This is a genomic window from Streptomyces sp. NPDC007084 (assembly GCF_040703595.1).
Classification (GTDB): Bacteria; Actinomycetota; Actinomycetes; order Streptomycetales; family Streptomycetaceae; genus Streptomyces.
Window position 1 is genome coordinate 1 of the sequence record NZ_JBEYFY010000061.1, and the last position, 18,785, is coordinate 18,785.

The window sequence follows — 18,785 nt, forward strand, 5'->3', positions numbered from 1 at the left end:
CGTCCCGGTTCAAGAGGGTGGGGCTGGAGCTGGGCGGGAAAACGCCGCATCTGGTGTTCGCGGACGCCGACACGGAGGCCGCCCTCGCCACGGCCGTGCAGTCGTGCACCGTCTTCGCGGGGCAGTTCTGCATGACGGGCAGCCGGGTGCTCGTCCAGCGGGAGATCGCCGACGCGTTCACCGAGGCCCTGGCACGTCGGCTGGAGAGCGTGCGCCCCGGTCCCGCCTCCGACCCGGCCAGCGAGATCGGCCCGCTGATCGACAAGGCGTCGGTCGCCCGGGTCGACGCCGCCGTGGAGGCGGCCGTGGCGGCCGGCGCCAAGCCGCTCGTCCGCGGCGGCCCGAGCACCCGCCCCGAACTCGCGGGCGGCGCCTTCTACCATCCGACGCTGCTCGCCGTGTCCGACTCCTCGCTGCCGATCGTCCAGGAGGAGACCTTCGGACCGGTGCAGACGGTCCAGGTCTTCGACACGGAGGCGCAGGCGATCGCCCTCGCCAACGACACCGAGTACGGGCTGAGCGCCTGCGTGTGGTCCCGGGACGCCGACCGGCCGGTTCGGGTGGCGCGGCAGCTCGACGCGGGTCTCATCTCCGTCAACAGCTGGGCGAACCTGACGGTGGAGTTCGAGGAGGGCGGCTACAAGTCCAGTGGCGTGGGCCGCCTCGGCGGACTGGCGTCCGTGGAGGACTTCCTGGAGCACAAGCAGATCACCCAGGACTATCTGCCGCAGCACGGCTGACCTCCCGCGTCCGGCGCGTCCTCGCCGGTTCACCACTCGCCGATCCGCTCGCTCCGGGCGTGCCGCGACTCTTGCTGTTATTACATATAACGCCTAGTCTCGCAGGACCCCGCCGCCGCCCGCACGCGGCACGTGGGCCCGCGGACCCGGGGGCCAACGCTCCCCCGCGAACCGTGCGTTGTCGTTCACCGCGCGCCGTCCTCCCGCCGCGCGGCACGCTGGAACACACCTTGGCAGGAGGCCACACATGGCCCAGCAACGCGACCTTCTGACCTTCGAGGTCGACGGACACACGATCACGGCACTCACCGCCGGACCCGCCGTACCCACCGGCAAGCCCCTCATCGCCGCCCTCCACGGCGGCACCTACACCGCGCGCTACTTCGACGTCGCGGCAACCGCCGAGGGCTCCTTCCTCGACGCCGCCGTCGCGCACGGACACCCGGTGGTCGCCTTCGACCGTCCCGGTTACGGGGGCAGCACGCCTCTCGCGCCGGACGCCAACACCTTCGCCCGCCACGCCGAACTGCTCGGCGACGCCGTCACGCAGGCCACCAAGCGCCTGGCGGCCGACGGCGTGTTCCTGGTCGGCCACTCCATCGGCGGGATGATCGCGCTGATGATCGCGGCCGGCGACCCCGCCTTCCCGCTGATCGGGGTCTCCGCGACCGGCATGGGGGCCGTCATCCCGCCGGGCGGAGCGGCCGAAGCCCTCGGCACGCTGCCGCCGGACGCGACGATCGATCTGCCGTACCCGGAGCGGGACGCGGTGATGTTCGGCCCGGCGCACACCCACACCCCCGAGGCGGTGGAGCGGGCCCACGCCTCGTACGCGCCCGTCCCGGTAAGGGAGTTGGTGCAGGCACCCGCCTGGCCGCGGGAGCATCTGCCCGGGCTCGCGCCCAACGTCCGCGTACCGGTGCACAACGCGCTCGCCGAGTTCGACGCCCTGTGGAGCAGCGGTTCGCGGAACGTCGGTCACTTCGCCGGCCTGTTCACGGCGGCCCCCTTCGTGGACGCGAGTGTCGCCCGCGGCACGGGCCACTGCATCGATCACCACACGCTCGGCCACGCCCTGCACCTGCGGCAGCTCGCGTTCGCCGAGGAGTGCGCGCACTGGGCCGCGACGCGGCGGCCGGCCGGGGCCGGGGCCTGATGCCCGCGACCGGGCCGGCAGGCCGGCCGCCGCGGCACACCCAGGTCCTGATCGCCGGCGGAGGCCCCGTCGGACTGGCGGCCGCCGTCGAACTGGGCCGCCGGGGTGTCGAGTGTGTCGTCGTCGAGCCCCGTCCGACGGTGTCCCGGGCGCGGCCCCGCTGCAAGACGCTCAACGTCCGCACGATGGAGCACCTGCGCCGCTGGGGGCTGGCCGGCCGGCTGCGCGAGCGCGCGCCCCTGCCCGTCTCCTGGTCCCAGGACGTCGTGTTCTGCACGTCGCTGTCCGGGGCGGAGCTGTCCCGCTTCACCGGCGTGCTCGGACTCGTGCCCGAGGGGGACCGGTTCCCGGAAGTCGGCCAGCAGGCACCGCAGTACGTCCTGGAGGACGTGCTGCGCGAGGCGGTCCAGGATCTCGCCGCGTGCCGGCTCGTCCTCGGCTCGAAGGTCACCGCCCTCGACCAGAGCGAGGACCTGGTGTCCGTGACCGTGGAGGACGGCGCCGGGAACCGCGCCGTCGTGACGGCCGACTACGTGATCGGCTGCGACGGCCCCCGCAGCGTCGTACGCGACGAGATCGGCGCCCGCTACCTCGGCGGAGAGGCCCTGCGCCCGAACTTCGGCATGGTCTTCGAGTGCCCCGGACTGTGGGAGCACGTCCGGCACGGGCCCGCCGTGCAGTACTGGATCGTCAACCCGGGCGCGCCCGCGCTGGTCGGGCCGCTGGACCGGACGGACACCTGGTGGGCGATCCTCTTCGGCGTCGACCGGGCGGCCGGCGAGCGGGACGGGGCGCGCTTCCTCGACTCGGTGGCCGGCCGGCCGGTGAAGGCCTCCGTGCTGTCCACCGACCCGTGGACGGCCCGTATGCAGGTGGTCGACCGGATGCGTCATGGCCGGGTGTTCCTCGCGGGCGACGCCGCACACCTCAACCCGCCCTTCGGCGGCCATGGGCTGAACACCGGTGTCGGTGACGCCGTCGACCTCGGCTGGAAGCTGGCGGCGGTGCTCGACGGCTGGGGCGGGCCGGGACTGCTCGACAGCTACGAGACCGAGCGCCGTCCCGTCCAGGAGCGCGTCGTCCGGGAGGCGACCGCCAACATGCGGGTGCTGTCGACCGAGTTGCTGGCCGAGAACCTGGAGGACCGGGACCGGGCGGGCGCGACGGCGCGGCAGGCGGCGGCACTGCGCATCCAGGAGACCAAGAAGGCGGAGTTCCACTCCCTCGACCTGGTGCTCGGGCTTCGGATCGCCGCTTCCCCGGTGCTTCCGGCGGAACCGGAACAGGCTCCCGTGCCACCCGACGGACGGGCGCGTGTGGGTGCCCGCCTGCCGCATGTCTTCCTCCGGGACGGCCGCTCCCTGTACGACGTCCTGGGCGACCGGCTGACGCTGCTCGTCGCCGGTGACGCGACGCTCGACGAGGCCGCCCTGCCGGAGGCGGGGGCGGCTCTCGACGCGGTGCGCCTGAGCGGTTCGGTCCCCGGCGACTACGCGCGGCGGCTGGGCGCCCGCTTCGTGCTGGTCCGCCCCGACCAGGTGGTCGGCTGGCTGGGGGACGAACTCTCCCCGGCGTTTCCCGCGCTGGTCGACACCGTGCGGGGGCGCGGCGCACACCGGGTCGAGACCGCGCCGCCGCAGCGGGTCTGACCCTCCACCCAAGGCTCCGCCCCGGCCGCGTCCTGTCCGAGGTACCCGCCTCGCGGCCGGGGCGGCCCCCTGTCCGTACGTCCTCGACTCCGGAAGGAAGCAGCACACATGACCAGGCAACCATGGACCAGACGTCAGGTACTCAACACGGCGGCCGGTACGGCCGCGCTCGCCGGCGCGGGCCAGCTGGCGGCGCCCGGCGTGGCCCAGGCTCACGGCGGGCGCCCCGCTCACGGCGGACCGCTGAGGATCGTCGCGATCGAGGAGGCCGTCATGCTGCCCGGCCTCATCACCCAGGGCACCGCGCTGGGCGGCGCGATCCCCTTCAAGCCCGAGGTCGCCCGCGAGTGGCTGAAGCGGCTCCCGGACATCACCGAGTACCGCCTCGCCGAGATGGACGCCAACGGCGTGAGCATGCAGGTGCTGTCGCTCACCCCGCCCGGGGTGCAGATGCAGCCCGACGCGGCCATCGCCGTACGGGACGCGCAGGTCGCCAACGACGCCCTCGCCCGAATCATCGCCGAGCGCCCCGCACGCTTCGGCGGTCTCGCCGCCCTGCCCCTCCAGGACCCCGCGGCGGCCGTACGGGAGGCGAAGCGGGCGATACGCGACCTCGGCATGGCCGGCTTCCTGGTCAACGGCCACACCAACGGCCACTACCTGGACGAGCCGCAGTTCCGGCCGGTGTGGGCGGCGCTGGAGGAACTGGGCGCCGCTCTCTACCTGCACCCCACCCCGGCACCGGCCGGCGACTGGGGCCTGCTGAAGGACCGTCCCGAACTCGTCGGCCCGCTCTACAGCTGGGCCGCCGAGACGGGCGGGCACGCCCTGCGGATCCTGCTCGGCGGGGTCTTCGACGACTTCCCCGGCGCCCGGCTCATCCTGGGCCACATGGGCGAGTTTCTGCCCTTCCACGCTCCCCGCCTCGATGTGCAGATCCGGAACATCACCACGCGCGTGGCGCTCAAGAGGCCGCCCTCCGCGTACTTCGGGGCCAACATCTCCCTCACCACCTCCGGGGTCATGGACGACACCATGCTCAAGGCGGCCATCGACATCGTGGGCATCGACCACGTGCTCTTCGCCATCGACTACCCCTTCGAGAAGAGCGAACAGGCCGTCAACTTCCTGCGCCGGGCGCCGCTGACGCCCGTTCAGCGCAGGAAGATCGCGCACGGGAACGCCGAGCGGATCCTGAAGCTGTGACGCCTCCCGTCCTGCCCGCTGCCGGCGGACGTGGCCTCGCTATAGTTGATATCGACCACTGGGCGGCCGAAGCGAGGGATACAGCGTGGCGACACCCCGAGGAGCCGTGCAGCCCATTACGTCACGGTCCGTGTCCGAGCAGGCCACCGACGAGTTGCGGCGCGCGATCCTGGCGGGCGGACTCGCTCCCGGCGCGGAGTACTCGCTGCGCGAGCTGGCCGGCATGCTCGACATCAGCTTCATCCCGATCCGTGAGGCGCTGCGCTCTCTGGAGAGCGAGGGCCTGGTCATCATGCGGCCCGGCCGCAGCGCGGTCATCGCGCCGCTCGACCTCGACGACCTGCGCGGAATCTACCGTCTCCGGCGTGCTCTGGAGCCGGAGATCGCGCGGCGCTCGTGCGCCCTGCTGACCACGGCGGACCTGGACCGGCTGCAGTCGCAGGCCGCCGAGTTCGGGGCGCGGGAGCAGGGCATGGCCGACATCTACGACGACCACCACGCCTTCCACCTCGCGCTGTTGGCGCCGGCCGCGACCGCCTGGGACATCCGCGTCCTGACCACGCTGTGGCGGGCGGCGGAACGCTACATCCGCATCGGATTCGGGCGGCTCGACCCCGACCCGACCGAGCACGAACGGCGCGGGAAGGCCCACGTGGACCTGCTGGCCGCCTACCGCACCGGTGATCCCGACAAGGTCGCGGCGGCGGTGGAACGGCACCTGGCGCGCAACGAGAAGATCGCCTTCTCCGCGCTGTCCTGACCGGACGGCACGGCGCGTCTTCCCGCAAGGGCACACCGTCTCCGCCTCTTTAGGACCTGTCTTACCTGTCCGGCCTGTCGTGCCCGCGCGGCCTGACGGGACTGACTGGGCTGACTGGGTCTGTTGACCCGTTCGGCCTGACCGGGCTGATGGGGACCTGCCCGCCTCCCCCGCGTCTCCTCACGCGAGAACGCACCCGCGCCGACCTCTTGTTGTTATCACATATAACAACTACGGTCGTCCCCCGACGAGGACCGAGGGGCGTCCGCCGAACCAGGCAGGACACGCCCCCGGACCCGCCCGAAGGCCGGCCGACAGCACGCTGTCAGCGCGCTCCGGCCCGACGCTCGATCGCTGCACTTTCCGCACCCCCTCGCAGAAAGGCACCACGATGTGCATCCCGCACACGAACCGGCGTGACTTCCTCAAGACCGCCGCGACGGCCGGAATCGCCGCCGCGGCCCTGCCGGCGCTCGTCGCCCCCACCGTCGCCCACGCGCAGCCGCGCACCCGCATTGCCGACGCCTCCCCGAAGGTCGCGCTCACCGGTGTCCGGGTCTTCGACGGGGACCGGCTGACCTCTCCGTCCACCGTCGTCATCGACAACGGCCTGATCGGACTGAGTGCGCTCGGGGCGCGCCGGATCGACTGCACGGGGGCCGTCCTGCTGCCCGGTCTGATCGACGCCCACATCCACCTCCAGGACGTCACCACCCTTCAGCAACTGGCCGGTTGGGGCGTCACGACGGGGCTGGACATGGCCTGCTTCCCGCCCTCGCTCGTCGCCTCGCTGCGCAGGCGGCCCGGCCTGACGGACATCCGCAGCGCGGGTACGCCCGCCGTGGCGCCCGGCAGTCCGCAGAGTCAGATTCCCGGCTTCCCGGCGAACGCGATCCTGACCGGCCCCGAACAGGCGCTCGCCTTCGTGCGCGCCCGGATCGGGGAGGGCTCGGACTACATCAAGATCATCGTCGATGAGCCAGGCCTCTCCCCCGCCATCGTCAAAGCCGTGACGGTGGCGGCCCATTCGCTCGGCAAGCTCGTCATGGCGCACGCGACCTCGACGCTCACCGTCGGCCGCGCGCTGGACGCGGGCGTCGACATGATCCATCACGTTCCGCTCGACAGCCCGCTCTCCGACGCGACGGCGGCACGGTACGCGGCCACGGGCACCATCGCCGTCCCCACCCTCACGATGATGGAGGGCTTCGCCGCTCTGGGTGTGCCCGGGTGGAGCTACGCCGCCGCGGAGGGCAGTGTCACCGCGCTGCGCCGGGCCGGCGCGAGGATCCTGGCGGGCACCGACTCCAACCACACACCGGGGATTCCCGTGCAGCCGCCGTTCGGCACCAGCCTGCACCACGAGCTGGAACTGCTGGTCCGGGCGGGGCTCACCCCTCGTGAGGCGCTGCGCGCCACGACCAGTCTGCCCGCGCAGTCCTTCGGCCTGCGGGACCGGGGCGTCGTCCGGGTCGGCAGCCGCGCCGATCTGGTCCTGATCGACGGGGACCCGCTGGCCGACATCACCGCGACCCGGGCGATCCGGCGCGTGTGGGTGGGCGGCACGGAGTACGCGCCCGTCGGTTGACCGGAAGGCCGGGCCCGCCTGGTCCCGGATACGCGTTACCCGTACGGGCGACGCGCGTCCGGGACCGGCGGCGCGTATCCGGGAACTGGCGCGCGATAAACGGGCCCTGGCGGGGCGCGTCCGGGATCTGACGGGGTGTTACTGGGTCAGGTCGAGGGCCGCGGTGACGATGCTGTCGGTGTCGATGCCGTGATGGCGGTAGACCTCCTCCAGAGAACCCGACTGACCGAAACGGGTCACCCCCAGCCTGCGGGCGGGCACGCGGTGCAGGGTGGCCAGGAAGGCGAGGGTATGCGGGTGTCCGTCCAGGACGGTGACCAGCGGTGTGGCGCGCTCCGCGGGGAAGACCTGGTCCAGAATCCAGTCGGCCGCGTCGCCGTGTCCGGCCCGCGCGTCAAGGGCCCGGTAGAGCAGGCCAGGGCTGGTCACGCACACCACGTCGGCCGGGACTCCGAGGTTCTGGAGGCGGTCCGCCGCGGCCAGCGCCTCGGTCACCATGGCACCCATGGCCGCGATGGTGACCTGGGCTCCCGGCCGCCGCAGGAGCGGATAGGCGCCGGCGACGACCTGACGGCGGCGGCGTTCCCGGGCCGCCGGGTCGGTGGGCACCCGGGCCAGCGACTGGTCCACGGGCCGGGTCGAGAGCCGCAGGTACGCGGAGCCGCCGTCGGGCCGTCCGAGCCGGGACAGCGCGGCCAGCAGCGTCCACTCGGTGTCGAGGGCGAACGCCGGTTCCCAACTCGTGCAGCCGGGCTGCTCGATGCCGAGGGAAGGCGTGGTGATCGACTGGTGCGCGCCTCCCTCGGGCGCGAGGGTCACTCCCGACGGGGTCCCGACCAGGATCGACTGCCCTCCCGCGTAGATGCCGAACGACCACGGCTCCAGGGCGCGTTGCACAAAGGGGTCGTACAACACCCCTATAGGCAGGAGGGGTTCGCCCCACCTGCTCCAGGTGGCGCCCAGCTCGCCGAGAAGGCCGACCAGATTCGTCTCCGCGATGCCCAGTTCGATGTGCCGGCCGGTCGGCCGCTCGCGCCAGTGCAGGATGGTCTCCGCGTCGTCGGCGAACCAGTCCACGCGCTCGCTGGGCGACCACACGCCGACCTTGTTGACCCACCCGCCCAGGTTCGTGGAGGAGCTGACGTCGGGGCTGACCGTGACCAGCCGGCGCGCGGCGCCGGGGGCGCTGCGGTTCAGGTCGAGCAGCACCCGGCCCAGCGCCGCCTGTGTCGTCGCCACGCCCGTCGGCGTACGGCCGATGTCCGCCGGGATCTTCGGGGGCCGCGCCTCGGGAACGGCGTCCCGGCGCAGCCGCGCCCCGGTCCGCTCACACAGGCGGGCGGCCTCGGAGCCCGGGGCGAATCCCCGCCAGGGGTCCGCGAGGTCCGTGCCGACCCGGTCGGCGAGTTCCCGCATCTGCTCCTCCGTCAGCAGGGAGGAGTGGTTCTGCGGATGGCCCTGGGTGGGCAGTCCGTGGCCCTTGACCGTGTACGCGAAGATCACCGTGGGCCGGTCGTCGTCGACCTCGGACAGGGCGGCGTCGAGGGCGGTGAGGTCGTGACCGCCGAGGTTGCGGACGGCCGCCATCAGGGTGGCGTCGTCGGTGTCCGCGAGCAGGGCGGCGATCGCCGGCGCCCCCGGGCCGGTGCCGGGCAGGCGGTCGCGCAGGTCCCCGGCGGGGCAGCGCAGCAGACGCTGGTACTCGGGGTTGGACATGGCGTCGAGGCGGTCCCGCAGTTCCCGGCCCCCGGGGCGCGCGAACAACTCCTCAAGGAGGGTGCCGTACTTGAGGGTGAGCACCTGCCAGCCGGCCGCGGCGAACATGCCGTGCAGGCGGCTCGCGGCGATGTTCGGCACGACGCGGTCCAGGGACTGCCGGTTGAGGTCGACGATCCAGACGAGTTCGCCGAGTTCGGCGACCTGGGGGTCCATCACCGCCTCCCACACCGCCCCCTCGTCCAGCTCGGCGTCCCCCACCAGCGCGTACTGTCGGCCGGCCCAGCCGCCGCCGGTGGCACCCGCGGTGGCGGCGGCGCCGGCACCAGCGGTGGCGCCGGTCGTGTACCGGCGGGCGAGGGCTCCCCAGATCGTCGCCGTGGCGCCGATACCGACCGATCCGGTGGAGTAGTCGACGGGGTCGGGGTCCTTCGATCGGCTCGGGTAGCTCTGCAGGCCGCCCAGGGCGCGCAGGGTGGTCAGGTGCGAGGCGTCCAGTTCCCCGAGCAGGTGGTTGAGGGCGTGCAGCACCGGCGAGGCGTGCGGTTTGACCGAGACCCGGTCCTCGGGGCGCAGGTGACGGAACCACAGGGCCGTCATGATCGACACCATGGAGGCGCACGACGCCTGATGGCCGCCGACCTTGAGGCCCGACGGGTTGGGGCGCACCCGATTGGCGTGGTGCACGATCGCGCTCGACAGCCACAGCACGCGGTTCTCGATCTCGTGCAGCACGCCGAAGTCGGCGTCCGTGGTCCGCCCGGAGGCGGCTGGTGCGGTGGTCATGAAGGAACGGTCTCCTCGCGCTCGGCACATCCGCGTACGGACGTACGACCGGCTGTGCGGGTGGCGTGGCACGGCGGCGAGCCGGACGCACCGGCCGCGGGCGCTCGGTGCGCTCGGCACCGGGCTCCGGGCACCGGGGTTCGGTGCGCGGGGCACCGGGCTCCGGGGCGCTGCCCGGCGAGCGACGGTGTGCGCCACGCTCGGACGGCGGTGTGTGCCACCGCTCGAACGGCAGTGTGTGTCGCCGCTCGAATGACTTGTGTGCCACGGCTCGAACGGCGTGTGCCACGGCTGGGGCCGAGGAGACCACCTGGTGACGACACCGCACAAGAACCCACGAGGAAATGACGCAGAATGCCCAGTCGCCCGGCCTCTCAGCCCTGGAAGGTGCGCACCATGCCCCGTTCCGAACGGATCGACCCGACCGACGCCCGCCTGCTGCTGGCGCTCTCCGCTCACCCGCGGGCCACGACGGTGGCCCTCGCCGAGGCCAGCGGGCTGAGCCGCAACACGGTGCAAGCCCGCCTGGCCGCACTGGACCGCAGCCACGCGGTGGACTCCTTCGAACGGCGCGTCGATCCGGCCGCGCTCGGCTATCCGCTCGCCGCGTTCGTCACCACCCGGGTGGCCCAGCGCCGGCTCGACGAGGTGGCACGGGCGCTGGCCGCGATCCCCGAGGTCGTGCAGGTGGACGGGCTCAGCGGGGAGACCGACCTGCTGGTCCACGTCGTCGCGACCGGCGCCGAGGACCTGTACCGGGTGGCCGAGAACGTGCTCGGCATTCCCGGCGTGGAGCGGACCAGCACGTCGCTGGTCATGCGGCGGCTGGTGCCGTACCGGATCGCTCCGCTGTTGCGGCGGCGCAGTTCGGGGGGTTGAGGGGGCGGCGCTGCCGCACGGTCGTGTGCGCGAGGCCGTACGCGGGGGCCTGGTGGGCCGGCGTTACCGCCCGCCTCCGGGCCTCAGCGGGGGCATCGCTGCCGCAAGGTGACGAGGAGGGTCTCCTCGGCGCGAGCGTCTTGGGCGGGGGTTTGTCGGCCCAAGGATCTTGGGCGGGGTCTCTCTCCTGAGGGCGAGGATCTTGGGCCGGGTCCCCTCGACGCGCTGATCTTCGTGGGCGGGGCCTCCTCGGCGCGAGGGTGCTGGGCAGCGGCTCGTTCCGGGCGGTGCGGAGGGTCCGGGTGAAAGTTCGTCGGCCCGACGTCTTGCTGTTATCACATATAGCGCTCTACTGTGATCGGCATCACGACCGCGACAACCGCCACGTTCCCGCGTCCACGGTGAGGCCGCTGCCGACCGAAGCGCCGGCCGCTCACCTCCGCCTCCGCCTCCACATCACCCGCCCCCTCGCCGACTCGCCGGCGCACACCGGCTCGCAGTACGACCCCCAGTAAAATTTCTCGAAGCAACACAGGAGCAGTCCCGTGCGTATCGCCAACCTCTCCGGCCGGCTGGTCCTCGTCGTGGACGGTCGTGCCGTCGACGTCGAGCGGGCCAGTGACGGCCGTTTCGCCGCGGACCCGCAGGCCGTCTACGACCGTTGGGAGGAGTTCCGGCAGTGGGCAACGGGGGCACGGCTGCCCGAGGGCGACTCGTTCGACCCCGCCGACCTCGGCGCGCCGGCTCCCGCCCCACGGCAGGTCGTCGCGGCGGGCCTCAACTACCGTGACCACGCCGCCGAGTCCGGGTTCGCGGTGCCGGACACCATGCCGCCGGTGTTCACCAAGTTCGCCACCAGCATCACGGGGCCCGTCACCGAGGTGGCCCTGCCGCCCGGCGGCCACACCGACTGGGAGATCGAACTCGTCGCCGTCATCGGCGTCCGGGCGCATCATGTCTCCGCCGACACCGCCTGGGACCATGTGGCCGGGCTGACCGTGGGGCAGGACATCTCCGAGCGCATCATCCAACTCGAAGGTCCTTCACCGCAGTTCAGCCTCGGCAAGTCCTTCCCCGGGTTCGCGCCGACCGGCCCGTGGCTGGTCACCCCCGACGCGTTCGACGACCGCGACGACCTGGGGCTGCGCTGCACCGTGAACGGCGAGGAGGTGCAGAAGAGCCGCACCAGCGACCTGATCTTCTCCGTGCCCGAGCTGATCGCGCGGCTCTCCGCGGTGATTCCGCTGCTGCCCGGCGACGTCGTCTTCACCGGGACGCCGGCCGGCGTGGGCCTGAGCCGCGACCCGCAGCGCTGGCTCGCTCACGGTGACGAACTGGTCAGCACCATCGAGGGGATCGGCGAACTGCGCCAGCGCTTCGTCGCCCGCGCCTGACACACCGGCGCCCCGCTCGGCCGGCCGGCCCGACGATCCGGCACCGCTCCGGCCGGCCCTGCCGTCCGTCACCGCTCCGGGCGCCACCCCGACGACCGACACCAGCAGGTAGCTCTCCAGCCCGCGCGGGCACGCGCCCGCGAAATTCGATCAAGGAGGATCGGATGTCCGCCACACCGAAGTTCGCCCACGTCGTGTTCCAGACCAGCAACCCCACGGCGATGCGGGACTGGTACTGCGCCGTCCTGGACGGCCACGTGGTCTTCCAGAACGACAGCCTGTGCTTCATCACGTACGACGAGGAGCACCACCGCGTCGCCCTGCTCACGCCGCCGGTCACGCTGGACCGCAAGTCCCCGACGACGGCCGCGGTCCATCACGTCGCCTACACCTTCGCCCACCTCGACGACCTCCTCGCCCGCTACGAGACGCTGCGCGACAAGGGCGTCACCCCGGCGGTGTGCATCGCCCACGGCGTCACCACGTCGATGTACTACCAGGACCCGGACGGCAGCTTCGTCGAGATGCAGATCGACAACTTCGCCGACCCGGACGAGGCCACCGCCTACATGCGCGGCCCCGAATACAGCGAGGACGCCGTCGGTCCCGCCTTCGACCCGGACGCCCTGCTGGCCGCCCGCCGCTCCGGTACGGACGTGGCGGACCTGACCAACCGGTCCTGGGCCCTCAAGTCGCCCCAGCCCGACCCCATGCTGGTGCTCACCGGGGCGGTCTGAGGCCTGCCCAGCCAGCTTCCGCATCGCTTTGCCGAGGAGAATCTTGAGCGCGTCCAGCGACACCCCCGACTGCTTCATATGCGGCCTGGAACGGACCAACGACGAGCGTGCCGTCGTCTTCCGTGACCCCCTGTGGTCGGCTGAGACGGTGCCGGGCTACGACGTGCCCGGCTGGTTCGTCCTACGCGCGCGCCGTCACGCCGAGCGGATCACCGGGCTCGACGAGGCCGAACTCGCGACGTTCGGCCGGCGGGCCCGGGACCTGGTCGCCGCGGTGACGGAGGTGACCGGGGCACCCGCCACGTATCTGATGGTCTTCGGCGAGAACCACGCTCACTTCCACGCGCTGGTCACAGCGCGCGGCGAGCACGTACCGGCGGACCGGCGCAGCGGCGGCATCCTGCGACTGGCCAAGGAGCAGGCCGATCCGGAGGCCGCCGCACGTCTGGTGCCGGCGGTGCGCCAGGCCTACGAGCGCCTGGCCGCCGGCGCCGCCGCGTACCCGTCCTCCGTATGACCGCCGCGGCGACCGCGCGCGAGCGCTGACGCCCCCTGACCACAGCAGGCCAACGCACCCCGGGAGTTGGCCTGCTCGCGGCGTCAGAACGCACGCGGGACCGCGCCGCCGCACATCCGGGATCTCAGCACGTCGACCTCGCAGCCCGGTGCGAAGGGGTCGAAGCCGTGCTCGATCAGCCAGCGGATCACCAGCAGGCTCCGCAGTGACCACCACGCGCGGATCGCGTCGAGGTCGACGTCGGTGCCATAGCCGGCGACGACGTCACCGAGGCGCTCCTCGTGTCCGAGGGTCAGGGTGGCGAGGTCGAACAGGGCGTCACCCGGGCCCGCTTCGGACCAGTCGATGATGCCGGTGACCTCGTCGTCGTCGACGAACACATGAGTGAGCTGCGCGTCGCCGTGCGCGAACACCGGGGTCCACGGCCGGAGCGCGGCCTCGGCGACCCTGCGGTTGCGGGTGACCAGGCCGGCGGGCAGGACGCCGTTCGTCACGAGGTGCTCGCACTCGGCGTCGAGATCCGCCGCCAGCTTGTCGGGGCTCCTCCCCCGGGCGGGCCAGGGCGGCAGCGGGGCGTCGTGCAACGTCCGGAGCGCGGCACCGGCCGCGGCCCACGCGGCCGGGGAGGCGGACGACGGTTCGCCGAGGCGGCCGAGCGCCGTCCCCGGGACCGCGGCGATCGCGAGCACGGGCGGCCTGCGCCACAGGACGTCCGGCGTCGGAACCGGCGCCAGTGCCATCGCCTCGGCCTCGACGCCGAGACGCCCCTGATCGGCGTCCACCTTCAGGAACACGTCCCCGACGCGGAGAGTCACCCGCTCGGAGTGGGCGACGACGACCTCGACCTCATCCATGGGCGACCAGTATCCCGGGGACGGGCGTGCGCGTCGCGGGGTTTGCCGCGTGCGACGGCACGGCCGGCCGCGTTCCGCTCCCCCGGCGGTCTCGGGGCCTTCTGGACAACCCCGTTAGGATCAGGGGCGGTTGGAGCGGACGAGCAGGGGGAGCTAATGGATCCGCACATGGTCGAGCTGGCCCGGTCGGCCGGGACGACGATGGTCACGTTGATGGCCACTCAGGCCTGGGAGTCGACCCGTGACGGGGTCGTGGGACTGTGGCGGCGCTTCCAGCCCGACCGGGCCGACGGCGTACGCGAGGAGCTGGAGGCGGGCCGCGCCGACCTGCTCCTGGCCCGGGAGGCGGGCGACACCGAGTCCGAAGCGGAACTGGCGGCGGAATGGCAGGGGCGTGTTCGCAGACTGCTGAACGCACAGCCCGAAGTCGCCGCCGAACTCCGGAGTCTGCTGGCCGAACTGGCCCCCCGGATGCCGCAGACTCCCTCCGTCGTCGAAGTCCACCAGCGAGCGGAGGCCTCCGGAAGCGGACGGGTCTACCAGGCCGGACGTGACCAGCACATCACCGAACGATGAGCGGCCGGGCGCGGTTCGACGGCAGGGCTTTTGGGCAGGGCCGGGTGTACCAGACACCCGGCGACCAGCACATAGAGGAGCACCATCACCACTACGCGGCGGGCAGCAGGCCTCTGCTGGGTACGGCCGCGTCCGGTCCGGCCGCACCCGACACGGTCCGGACACCGCTGACGGGACGCGTACCCGGCGTCGTGCGTGACCGTGCGGAACTGAAGTCGCTGCTGCGCCGGTCCCTTGCCGGCCCCGGCAACGACGCCCACGTCGTGCACGGCATGGGCGGCTGCGGGAAAACGACGATCGCCTACTGGGCGTTCACCACAGCAGTGTCCGAGTTCGGCCGGGTGGGGCTGTGGGTCAACGCCTCCGAGCGCATGTCCCTGCGCGCGGGCATGCTGGCGGTCGCCGGTGACCGGGGCGCGACGCCTGCCGAACTCGCGGCGGCCGCCGACGGGCAGCGGGCGGCCGCCGACCTGGTCTGGCACTACCTGGACCACTCCGCGCAGCGCTGGCTGCTGGTCCTCGACAACGCCGACGATCCCGCGCTGCTCGAAGAAGGCGGCTGGCTGCGCACAAGCCCACCCGGCACCGTACTGGTGACCACCCGCCACGCGGGCTCACCGCTGTGGCGGTCGTCCGGCGCCACCACCCACCCGCTGGGCGTGCTGCCGCTGGAAGACGCGGCACTCGTTCTGCGTGACCTCGCCCCGCGGGCGGGTTCCGCCGAGTCCGCGCGCAAGGTGGCGGAGCGACTCGGCCGGCTGCCCCTCGCCCTGACGCTCGCCGGTTCCCATCTGGCCCATCAGCTCCTGGAGTCGTGGACCATGGACGAATACGACCGCAAGCTGAGCGAGGAGTCGACGGCCATCGTCGACCGGGCAGCGGCCGGCCGCACCAGTCCCGCACGCCAACTGGTAGGCCGCACCTGGCAGTTGTCCCTCGACGCGCTGGCCGGCCAGGGGCTCCCGGAAGCTACGTCGCTCCTGCGGCTGCTGTCCTGTTGGGGGGCCGACCCCGTGCCCATGACGATGCTCATGCCCGCGCTCCGCGGCGAGGTGGATCTCGGCTCACTGGATCCCGCGCTGCCTGCCGACCGGCTGGAGGCCGCCCTGCGCGGACTGCTCGATCACTCTCTGGTCGAGTTGGTCGACTCCGGCGGCGCTCGCTGTCTCAACGCCCACGGTGTGCTCCTCGACAGCGTGCGCGACGCGTCGGACGCCTCGCATCCGGCGTTCGTGTCGGCCGCGGCCGAACTGCTGGAGGCATCGCTTCCGGCAACGGGAGACGAGTCCCCCGGTGCGCGTGCCGCGCTGACGCTCCTGGCACCGCATGCGATCGCCCTGGTGAGGAACGCTCCCGGGGAAGACACGGCCCGGCTGACCACCGTGTTCGTACGACGGGTGTACGAGGCCGGCGACTGGGCGGGATCGCTCGGCCTCGCCCGTCCCGTCGCGGACATGGTGAGACAACTCCTCGGCGCGGAGCACCCTTTGAGCCTCGGCGCGCGGGGCACACTCGGACTGGCGCTCTTCGGCATGGGGCGGTTCGCCGAATCCGAGAAGGTGCACCGGGAGGTTCTGGAAGCCCGCGAGCGTGTCCTCGGCCCGCACCACCCGGACACCCTGGACAGTTGCTACGGCCTCCACCAGGCCCTCGACCTCCTCGACCGGAACGAGGAGGCGGAACACTTCATCCGCCGCGCGGTCGACGGCAGGCGAAGAGCGCTCGGCGAGGACTCGCCCGTGACGCTGAACAGCCGTGCCGTCCTTTTGGAGGCCCTGGTCAAACTGCGCAAGGAATCGGAGTTCGACGCGGAGGCGGCATCCGTGCTCGCCGACTGCGAGCGCGTACTGCCGCCGGACCATCCGTCAACCCTGACCGCCCGCCACCTGTACGGCTGGGGGCTCCAGGAGTTCGGCCGCTACGAGGAGGCGGAGCCGCTGGTCCGGCGCATCCTCGCCGATCGCAGGAGGATCCAGGGCCCCGACCACCCGCTCGCGCTCAACGCGCTCACCCTCGCCTCGATGCTTCTGCGGCGCATGGGCCGTATCCAGGAGGCGGTGCCTCTCCAGGAGGAACTGGTCGAGCGCCGCGAACGCGTCCTCGGCGTCGACCACCCCTTCGTCGTCATGAACCGGGAGACACTCGACAGCCTGCGCGCGTCGATCGCCGCCAGGGAGGGACGGGGCTGATCCGGCCGCGGCGAAAGGGCCCGGGGTGCCGCTCACGGTCGGCACCCCGACCCCGACGGGCGGTCATCGCAGACCCGGGGGAAAGCCCCCGTGCGGCGGGCGCGGCTCCGATAATCTCGGCCTGCCGACGGCGACGGTGCCGACGGACAACGAGGCTGGCAGCGGGGGACGTCGATGAGCATCGTGCGGATGGCGCAGGTCACGGAAGAGATCCAGCCGGCTCTTCGTGGCGGCCGGGCCGACGCCCCGGCGCGGACTCCGGCCGCGAGTGCCGCGGCGTCGTTGACGGAGAGCGTCACCGCGTACATCCACGCTCACGGACCCGGACGTCCAGGAGACGCTGGAGCACGCCGTGGGCATCATGGAGAGGGGCCGCGCCACCACGCTGCGAGCCGCTTCCGGTGCCGACGTGCGCGAGCTGCAACTGCTCCGGGGCATCGATCCCGGGCTCGCGGAGGCCTACCTCTCCGCCGTGGGCGCCGCGCGCACCACGCGCCGCAGCGCGGCCTCCGTCCCGGGCGGACAGGCCGACGAGGCGCGAGCCGGAGCCGCCCCTGCCGGCCCGTCGACTCATGACGCGGTCCCCTCGCTGGACGGGCTCCTCTCGGCCATCCGAGGGTTGCCCGGCCTGGCCGACTTCGCTCTGGGGCAGCCACCCGCGACAGCCGAGCTGAGGGCCACTCTGCGGCCGGGACAGGCGCTCGTGTACCTGATCGCGCACCCGCTGGGCTGTTGTGCCCTGGTCATCACGCCTGCGGCTTCCCCCGTGCCGGTGGTGCCCGTCGATCTTCCGTCGACCGACGGTGCCCGGCTTCTCACCCTCATCCTCGGTATCGGCCGGCGCGCCGACGGAAGCCCCGACGGGCTGACTCCCGGGCGTCCACGGGCCGGTGAGGGGCTGCTGGCAGGGCCCGGGGCGGACTTCCGGCTCCCGAGGTTCCGGCGGGTACTGCGCAAGGTCCTCGCCGAGATCGGCCGGACGGTGGTCGAGCCCCTCTCGCACGAACTCCTGGCGAACGGCACGACCGACCTCGTCATCGTCCCGTGTGGTCTGTTGCCGGCCTTCGCCTGGCACGCGGCGACGTGGCGGACGCGAGGGAGGACGATCTCGCTGCCCGACGTGCTGGAGACCGTCTCCTACGCCCCGTCGGCCGGTGCGTGGTCGGCGGCCCGCAAGCGAGTGGAACGGCTCGGCGAGCAGCCGCCGTTCCTGGTGGGTCTGGCGAATCCCAGCGCGTCGCGTCCTCCGCTGCCCGGGGCCGAGGCCGAGCTGCGTCATATCGTCACGCGCTTCCCCGGGCGGCGCTCGGCCGTCGCCTACGGTCCTCAGGCGACCGGCGGCTTTCTCCTCGACCAGCTCCCGCGGGCGACCCACCTGCACCTCGGCTGCCACGGCAGCATGAGTTACGACTCGATCGACAGCGCGTCTCTGTCGCTGGCCGACGCCGAGCGACTGGACATGGCGGGCATCCGCCGCCTGGCCGGAGAGGGCCTGCGTCTGGTGGTCGTCGCCGCGTGCGTGTCCGGTGCCGTGAACGTCATCCTGCAGCCCGAGGAGTCCCACGCGCTCACCATCGGCTTCATGCACGCGGGCGCGGCGGGCGTGCTCGGGGCGCTCTGGCCGATCCCGGATCTGCCCACCACGCTGTTCATCACCCGCTTCTACGAGGAACTGACCGGCGGAAGCGGCGCGGAACCGGCTCTCGCTCTGGCGCGAACGCAGCGATGGATGAGACAGCTCACCTCCGCCGACGTCCGGCGCTATGTCGGCGAACGTCCGGCCCTTGCCGCGCTTCCCGGACGCGGGCGTCTGCGGGGCGCCGTGCAGGGGACCGCCCCGGGCGGCAGAAGGCTCGCGCGCACCCGCACGCTGCCGAGGCGACGTCCGTTCGCGGCGGCGGAGTACTGGGTGGCTTCGTTCACGTCAAAGGACAGCGGATGTCGATGTCTTTGGACGGCAGTGCGTACCCAGATGGCGACGCAAGTGTCGATGAGAGTTGAAGGCGGCTGATTCGTGAGCAGATGCGCTCGTCACCGA

General features: G+C 72.6%; 15 protein-coding genes. 13 read left to right on the forward strand and 2 right to left on the reverse strand.

Translation table 11 applies throughout. The annotated features are described in order from the left end of the window. From AB0912_RS30565 to AB0912_RS30590, 6 genes are all read left to right on the forward strand, one after another. A partial coding sequence (locus AB0912_RS30565; RefSeq protein ID WP_366705543.1) for an aldehyde dehydrogenase family protein occupies nt 1-740 on the forward strand: 740 nt, incomplete at its 5' end. A gap of 247 nt (nt 741-987) precedes the next feature. Continuing rightward, nucleotides 988-1,896, forward strand: a complete 909-nt coding sequence (locus AB0912_RS30570; protein ID WP_366705545.1) for an alpha/beta hydrolase — start codon at nt 988-990, stop codon at nt 1,894-1,896. Next, the gene (locus AB0912_RS30575; RefSeq protein ID WP_366705547.1) at nt 1,896-3,545 is read left to right on the forward strand and encodes an FAD-dependent monooxygenase; all 1,650 of its coding nucleotides are present in this window, start codon (nt 1,896-1,898) and stop codon (nt 3,543-3,545) included. The genes AB0912_RS30570 and AB0912_RS30575 overlap by 1 nt, the downstream gene beginning before the upstream one ends. Before the next feature lie 108 nt (nt 3,546-3,653). Beyond that, nucleotides 3,654-4,751, forward strand: coding sequence for an amidohydrolase family protein (locus AB0912_RS30580; protein WP_366705549.1), 1,098 nt, complete (start codon nt 3,654-3,656; stop codon nt 4,749-4,751). A 130-nt stretch (nt 4,752-4,881) separates the two neighbouring features. After that, nucleotides 4,882-5,511 (forward strand): GntR family transcriptional regulator, encoded by a 630-nt coding sequence (locus AB0912_RS30585; protein ID WP_366705551.1) that lies wholly within the window; start codon nt 4,882-4,884, stop codon nt 5,509-5,511. A gap of 391 nt (nt 5,512-5,902) precedes the next feature. Continuing rightward, entirely contained in the window at nt 5,903-7,099 is a 1,197-nt protein-coding gene (locus AB0912_RS30590) for an amidohydrolase family protein (protein ID WP_366705553.1), read from the forward strand. A gap of 138 nt (nt 7,100-7,237) precedes the next feature. Here AB0912_RS30590 and AB0912_RS30595 read toward each other — a convergent pair whose 3' ends face one another. Beyond that, nucleotides 7,238-9,601, reverse strand: a complete 2,364-nt coding sequence (locus AB0912_RS30595; protein WP_366705555.1) for a pyruvate dehydrogenase — start codon at nt 9,599-9,601, stop codon at nt 7,238-7,240. A 396-nt stretch (nt 9,602-9,997) separates the two neighbouring features. On the opposite strand from AB0912_RS30595, the gene AB0912_RS30600 reads away from it, so the two are divergent. The 4 genes from AB0912_RS30600 to AB0912_RS30615 all read left to right on the forward strand — a co-directional run bounded on the left by AB0912_RS30600 (nt 9,998) and on the right by AB0912_RS30615 (nt 13,128). Next, nucleotides 9,998-10,480 (forward strand): Lrp/AsnC family transcriptional regulator, encoded by a 483-nt coding sequence (locus AB0912_RS30600; protein WP_366705557.1) that lies wholly within the window; start codon nt 9,998-10,000, stop codon nt 10,478-10,480. A gap of 545 nt (nt 10,481-11,025) precedes the next feature. Then, nucleotides 11,026-11,874: a fumarylacetoacetate hydrolase family protein gene (locus tag AB0912_RS30605; protein WP_366705559.1), complete on the forward strand. Its 849-nt coding sequence runs from the start codon at nt 11,026-11,028 to the stop codon at nt 11,872-11,874. 164 nt (nt 11,875-12,038) lie between these two features. Then, nucleotides 12,039-12,611 carry a VOC family protein gene (locus AB0912_RS30610; protein ID WP_366705561.1) on the forward strand — a complete coding sequence of 191 codons (573 nt, stop codon included), beginning with the start codon at nt 12,039-12,041 and terminating at the stop codon, nt 12,609-12,611. Nucleotides 12,612-12,654: 43 nt separating this feature from the next. Beyond that, on the forward strand, nt 12,655-13,128 hold the full coding sequence (locus AB0912_RS30615) for a hypothetical protein (RefSeq protein WP_366705563.1): 474 nt from the start codon (nt 12,655-12,657) through the stop codon (nt 13,126-13,128). A gap of 83 nt (nt 13,129-13,211) precedes the next feature. On the opposite strand, the gene AB0912_RS30620 is transcribed toward AB0912_RS30615, so the two are convergent. Continuing rightward, on the reverse strand, nt 13,212-13,982 hold the full coding sequence (locus AB0912_RS30620; protein WP_366705565.1) for a phosphotransferase: 771 nt from the start codon (nt 13,980-13,982) through the stop codon (nt 13,212-13,214). Between the two features lie 156 nt (nt 13,983-14,138). Between AB0912_RS30620 and AB0912_RS30625 the strand changes: the two genes are divergently transcribed. The 3 genes from AB0912_RS30625 to AB0912_RS30635 all read left to right on the forward strand — a co-directional run bounded on the left by AB0912_RS30625 (nt 14,139) and on the right by AB0912_RS30635 (nt 18,758). Beyond that, nucleotides 14,139-14,558, forward strand: a complete 420-nt coding sequence (locus AB0912_RS30625; RefSeq protein WP_366705567.1) for a hypothetical protein — start codon at nt 14,139-14,141, stop codon at nt 14,556-14,558. After that, nucleotides 14,555-16,747: a tetratricopeptide repeat protein gene (locus AB0912_RS30630; RefSeq protein WP_366705569.1), complete on the forward strand. Its 2,193-nt coding sequence runs from the start codon at nt 14,555-14,557 to the stop codon at nt 16,745-16,747. The genes AB0912_RS30625 and AB0912_RS30630 overlap by 4 nt, the downstream gene beginning before the upstream one ends. Before the next feature lie 361 nt (nt 16,748-17,108). Next, nucleotides 17,109-18,758 (forward strand): CHAT domain-containing protein, encoded by a 1,650-nt coding sequence (locus AB0912_RS30635; RefSeq protein WP_366705615.1) that lies wholly within the window; start codon nt 17,109-17,111, stop codon nt 18,756-18,758. Nucleotides 18,759-18,785: the final 27 nt, after the last annotated feature.

Bases quoted from the DNA above. Each gene is read 5' to 3' on its own strand.
- AB0912_RS30570 (WP_366705545.1), top strand. From the start codon at position 988: ATGGCCCAGCAACGCGACCTTCTGACCTTCGAGGTCGACGGACACACG.
- AB0912_RS30575 (WP_366705547.1), top strand. From the start codon at position 1,896: ATGCCCGCGACCGGGCCGGCAGGCCGGCCGCCGCGGCACACCCAGGTC.
- AB0912_RS30580 (WP_366705549.1), top strand. From the start codon at position 3,654: ATGACCAGGCAACCATGGACCAGACGTCAGGTACTCAACACGGCGGCC.
- AB0912_RS30590 (WP_366705553.1), top strand. From the start codon at position 5,903: ATGTGCATCCCGCACACGAACCGGCGTGACTTCCTCAAGACCGCCGCG.
- AB0912_RS30595 (WP_366705555.1), bottom strand. From the start codon at position 9,601: ATGACCACCGCACCAGCCGCCTCCGGGCGGACCACGGACGCCGACTTC.
- AB0912_RS30600 (WP_366705557.1), top strand. From the start codon at position 9,998: ATGCCCCGTTCCGAACGGATCGACCCGACCGACGCCCGCCTGCTGCTG.
- AB0912_RS30610 (WP_366705561.1), top strand. From the start codon at position 12,039: ATGTCCGCCACACCGAAGTTCGCCCACGTCGTGTTCCAGACCAGCAAC.
- AB0912_RS30620 (WP_366705565.1), bottom strand. From the start codon at position 13,982: ATGGATGAGGTCGAGGTCGTCGTCGCCCACTCCGAGCGGGTGACTCTC.
- AB0912_RS30625 (WP_366705567.1), top strand. From the start codon at position 14,139: ATGGATCCGCACATGGTCGAGCTGGCCCGGTCGGCCGGGACGACGATG.
- AB0912_RS30630 (WP_366705569.1), top strand. From the start codon at position 14,555: ATGAGCGGCCGGGCGCGGTTCGACGGCAGGGCTTTTGGGCAGGGCCGG.
- AB0912_RS30635 (WP_366705615.1), top strand. From the start codon at position 17,109: ATGGAGAGGGGCCGCGCCACCACGCTGCGAGCCGCTTCCGGTGCCGAC.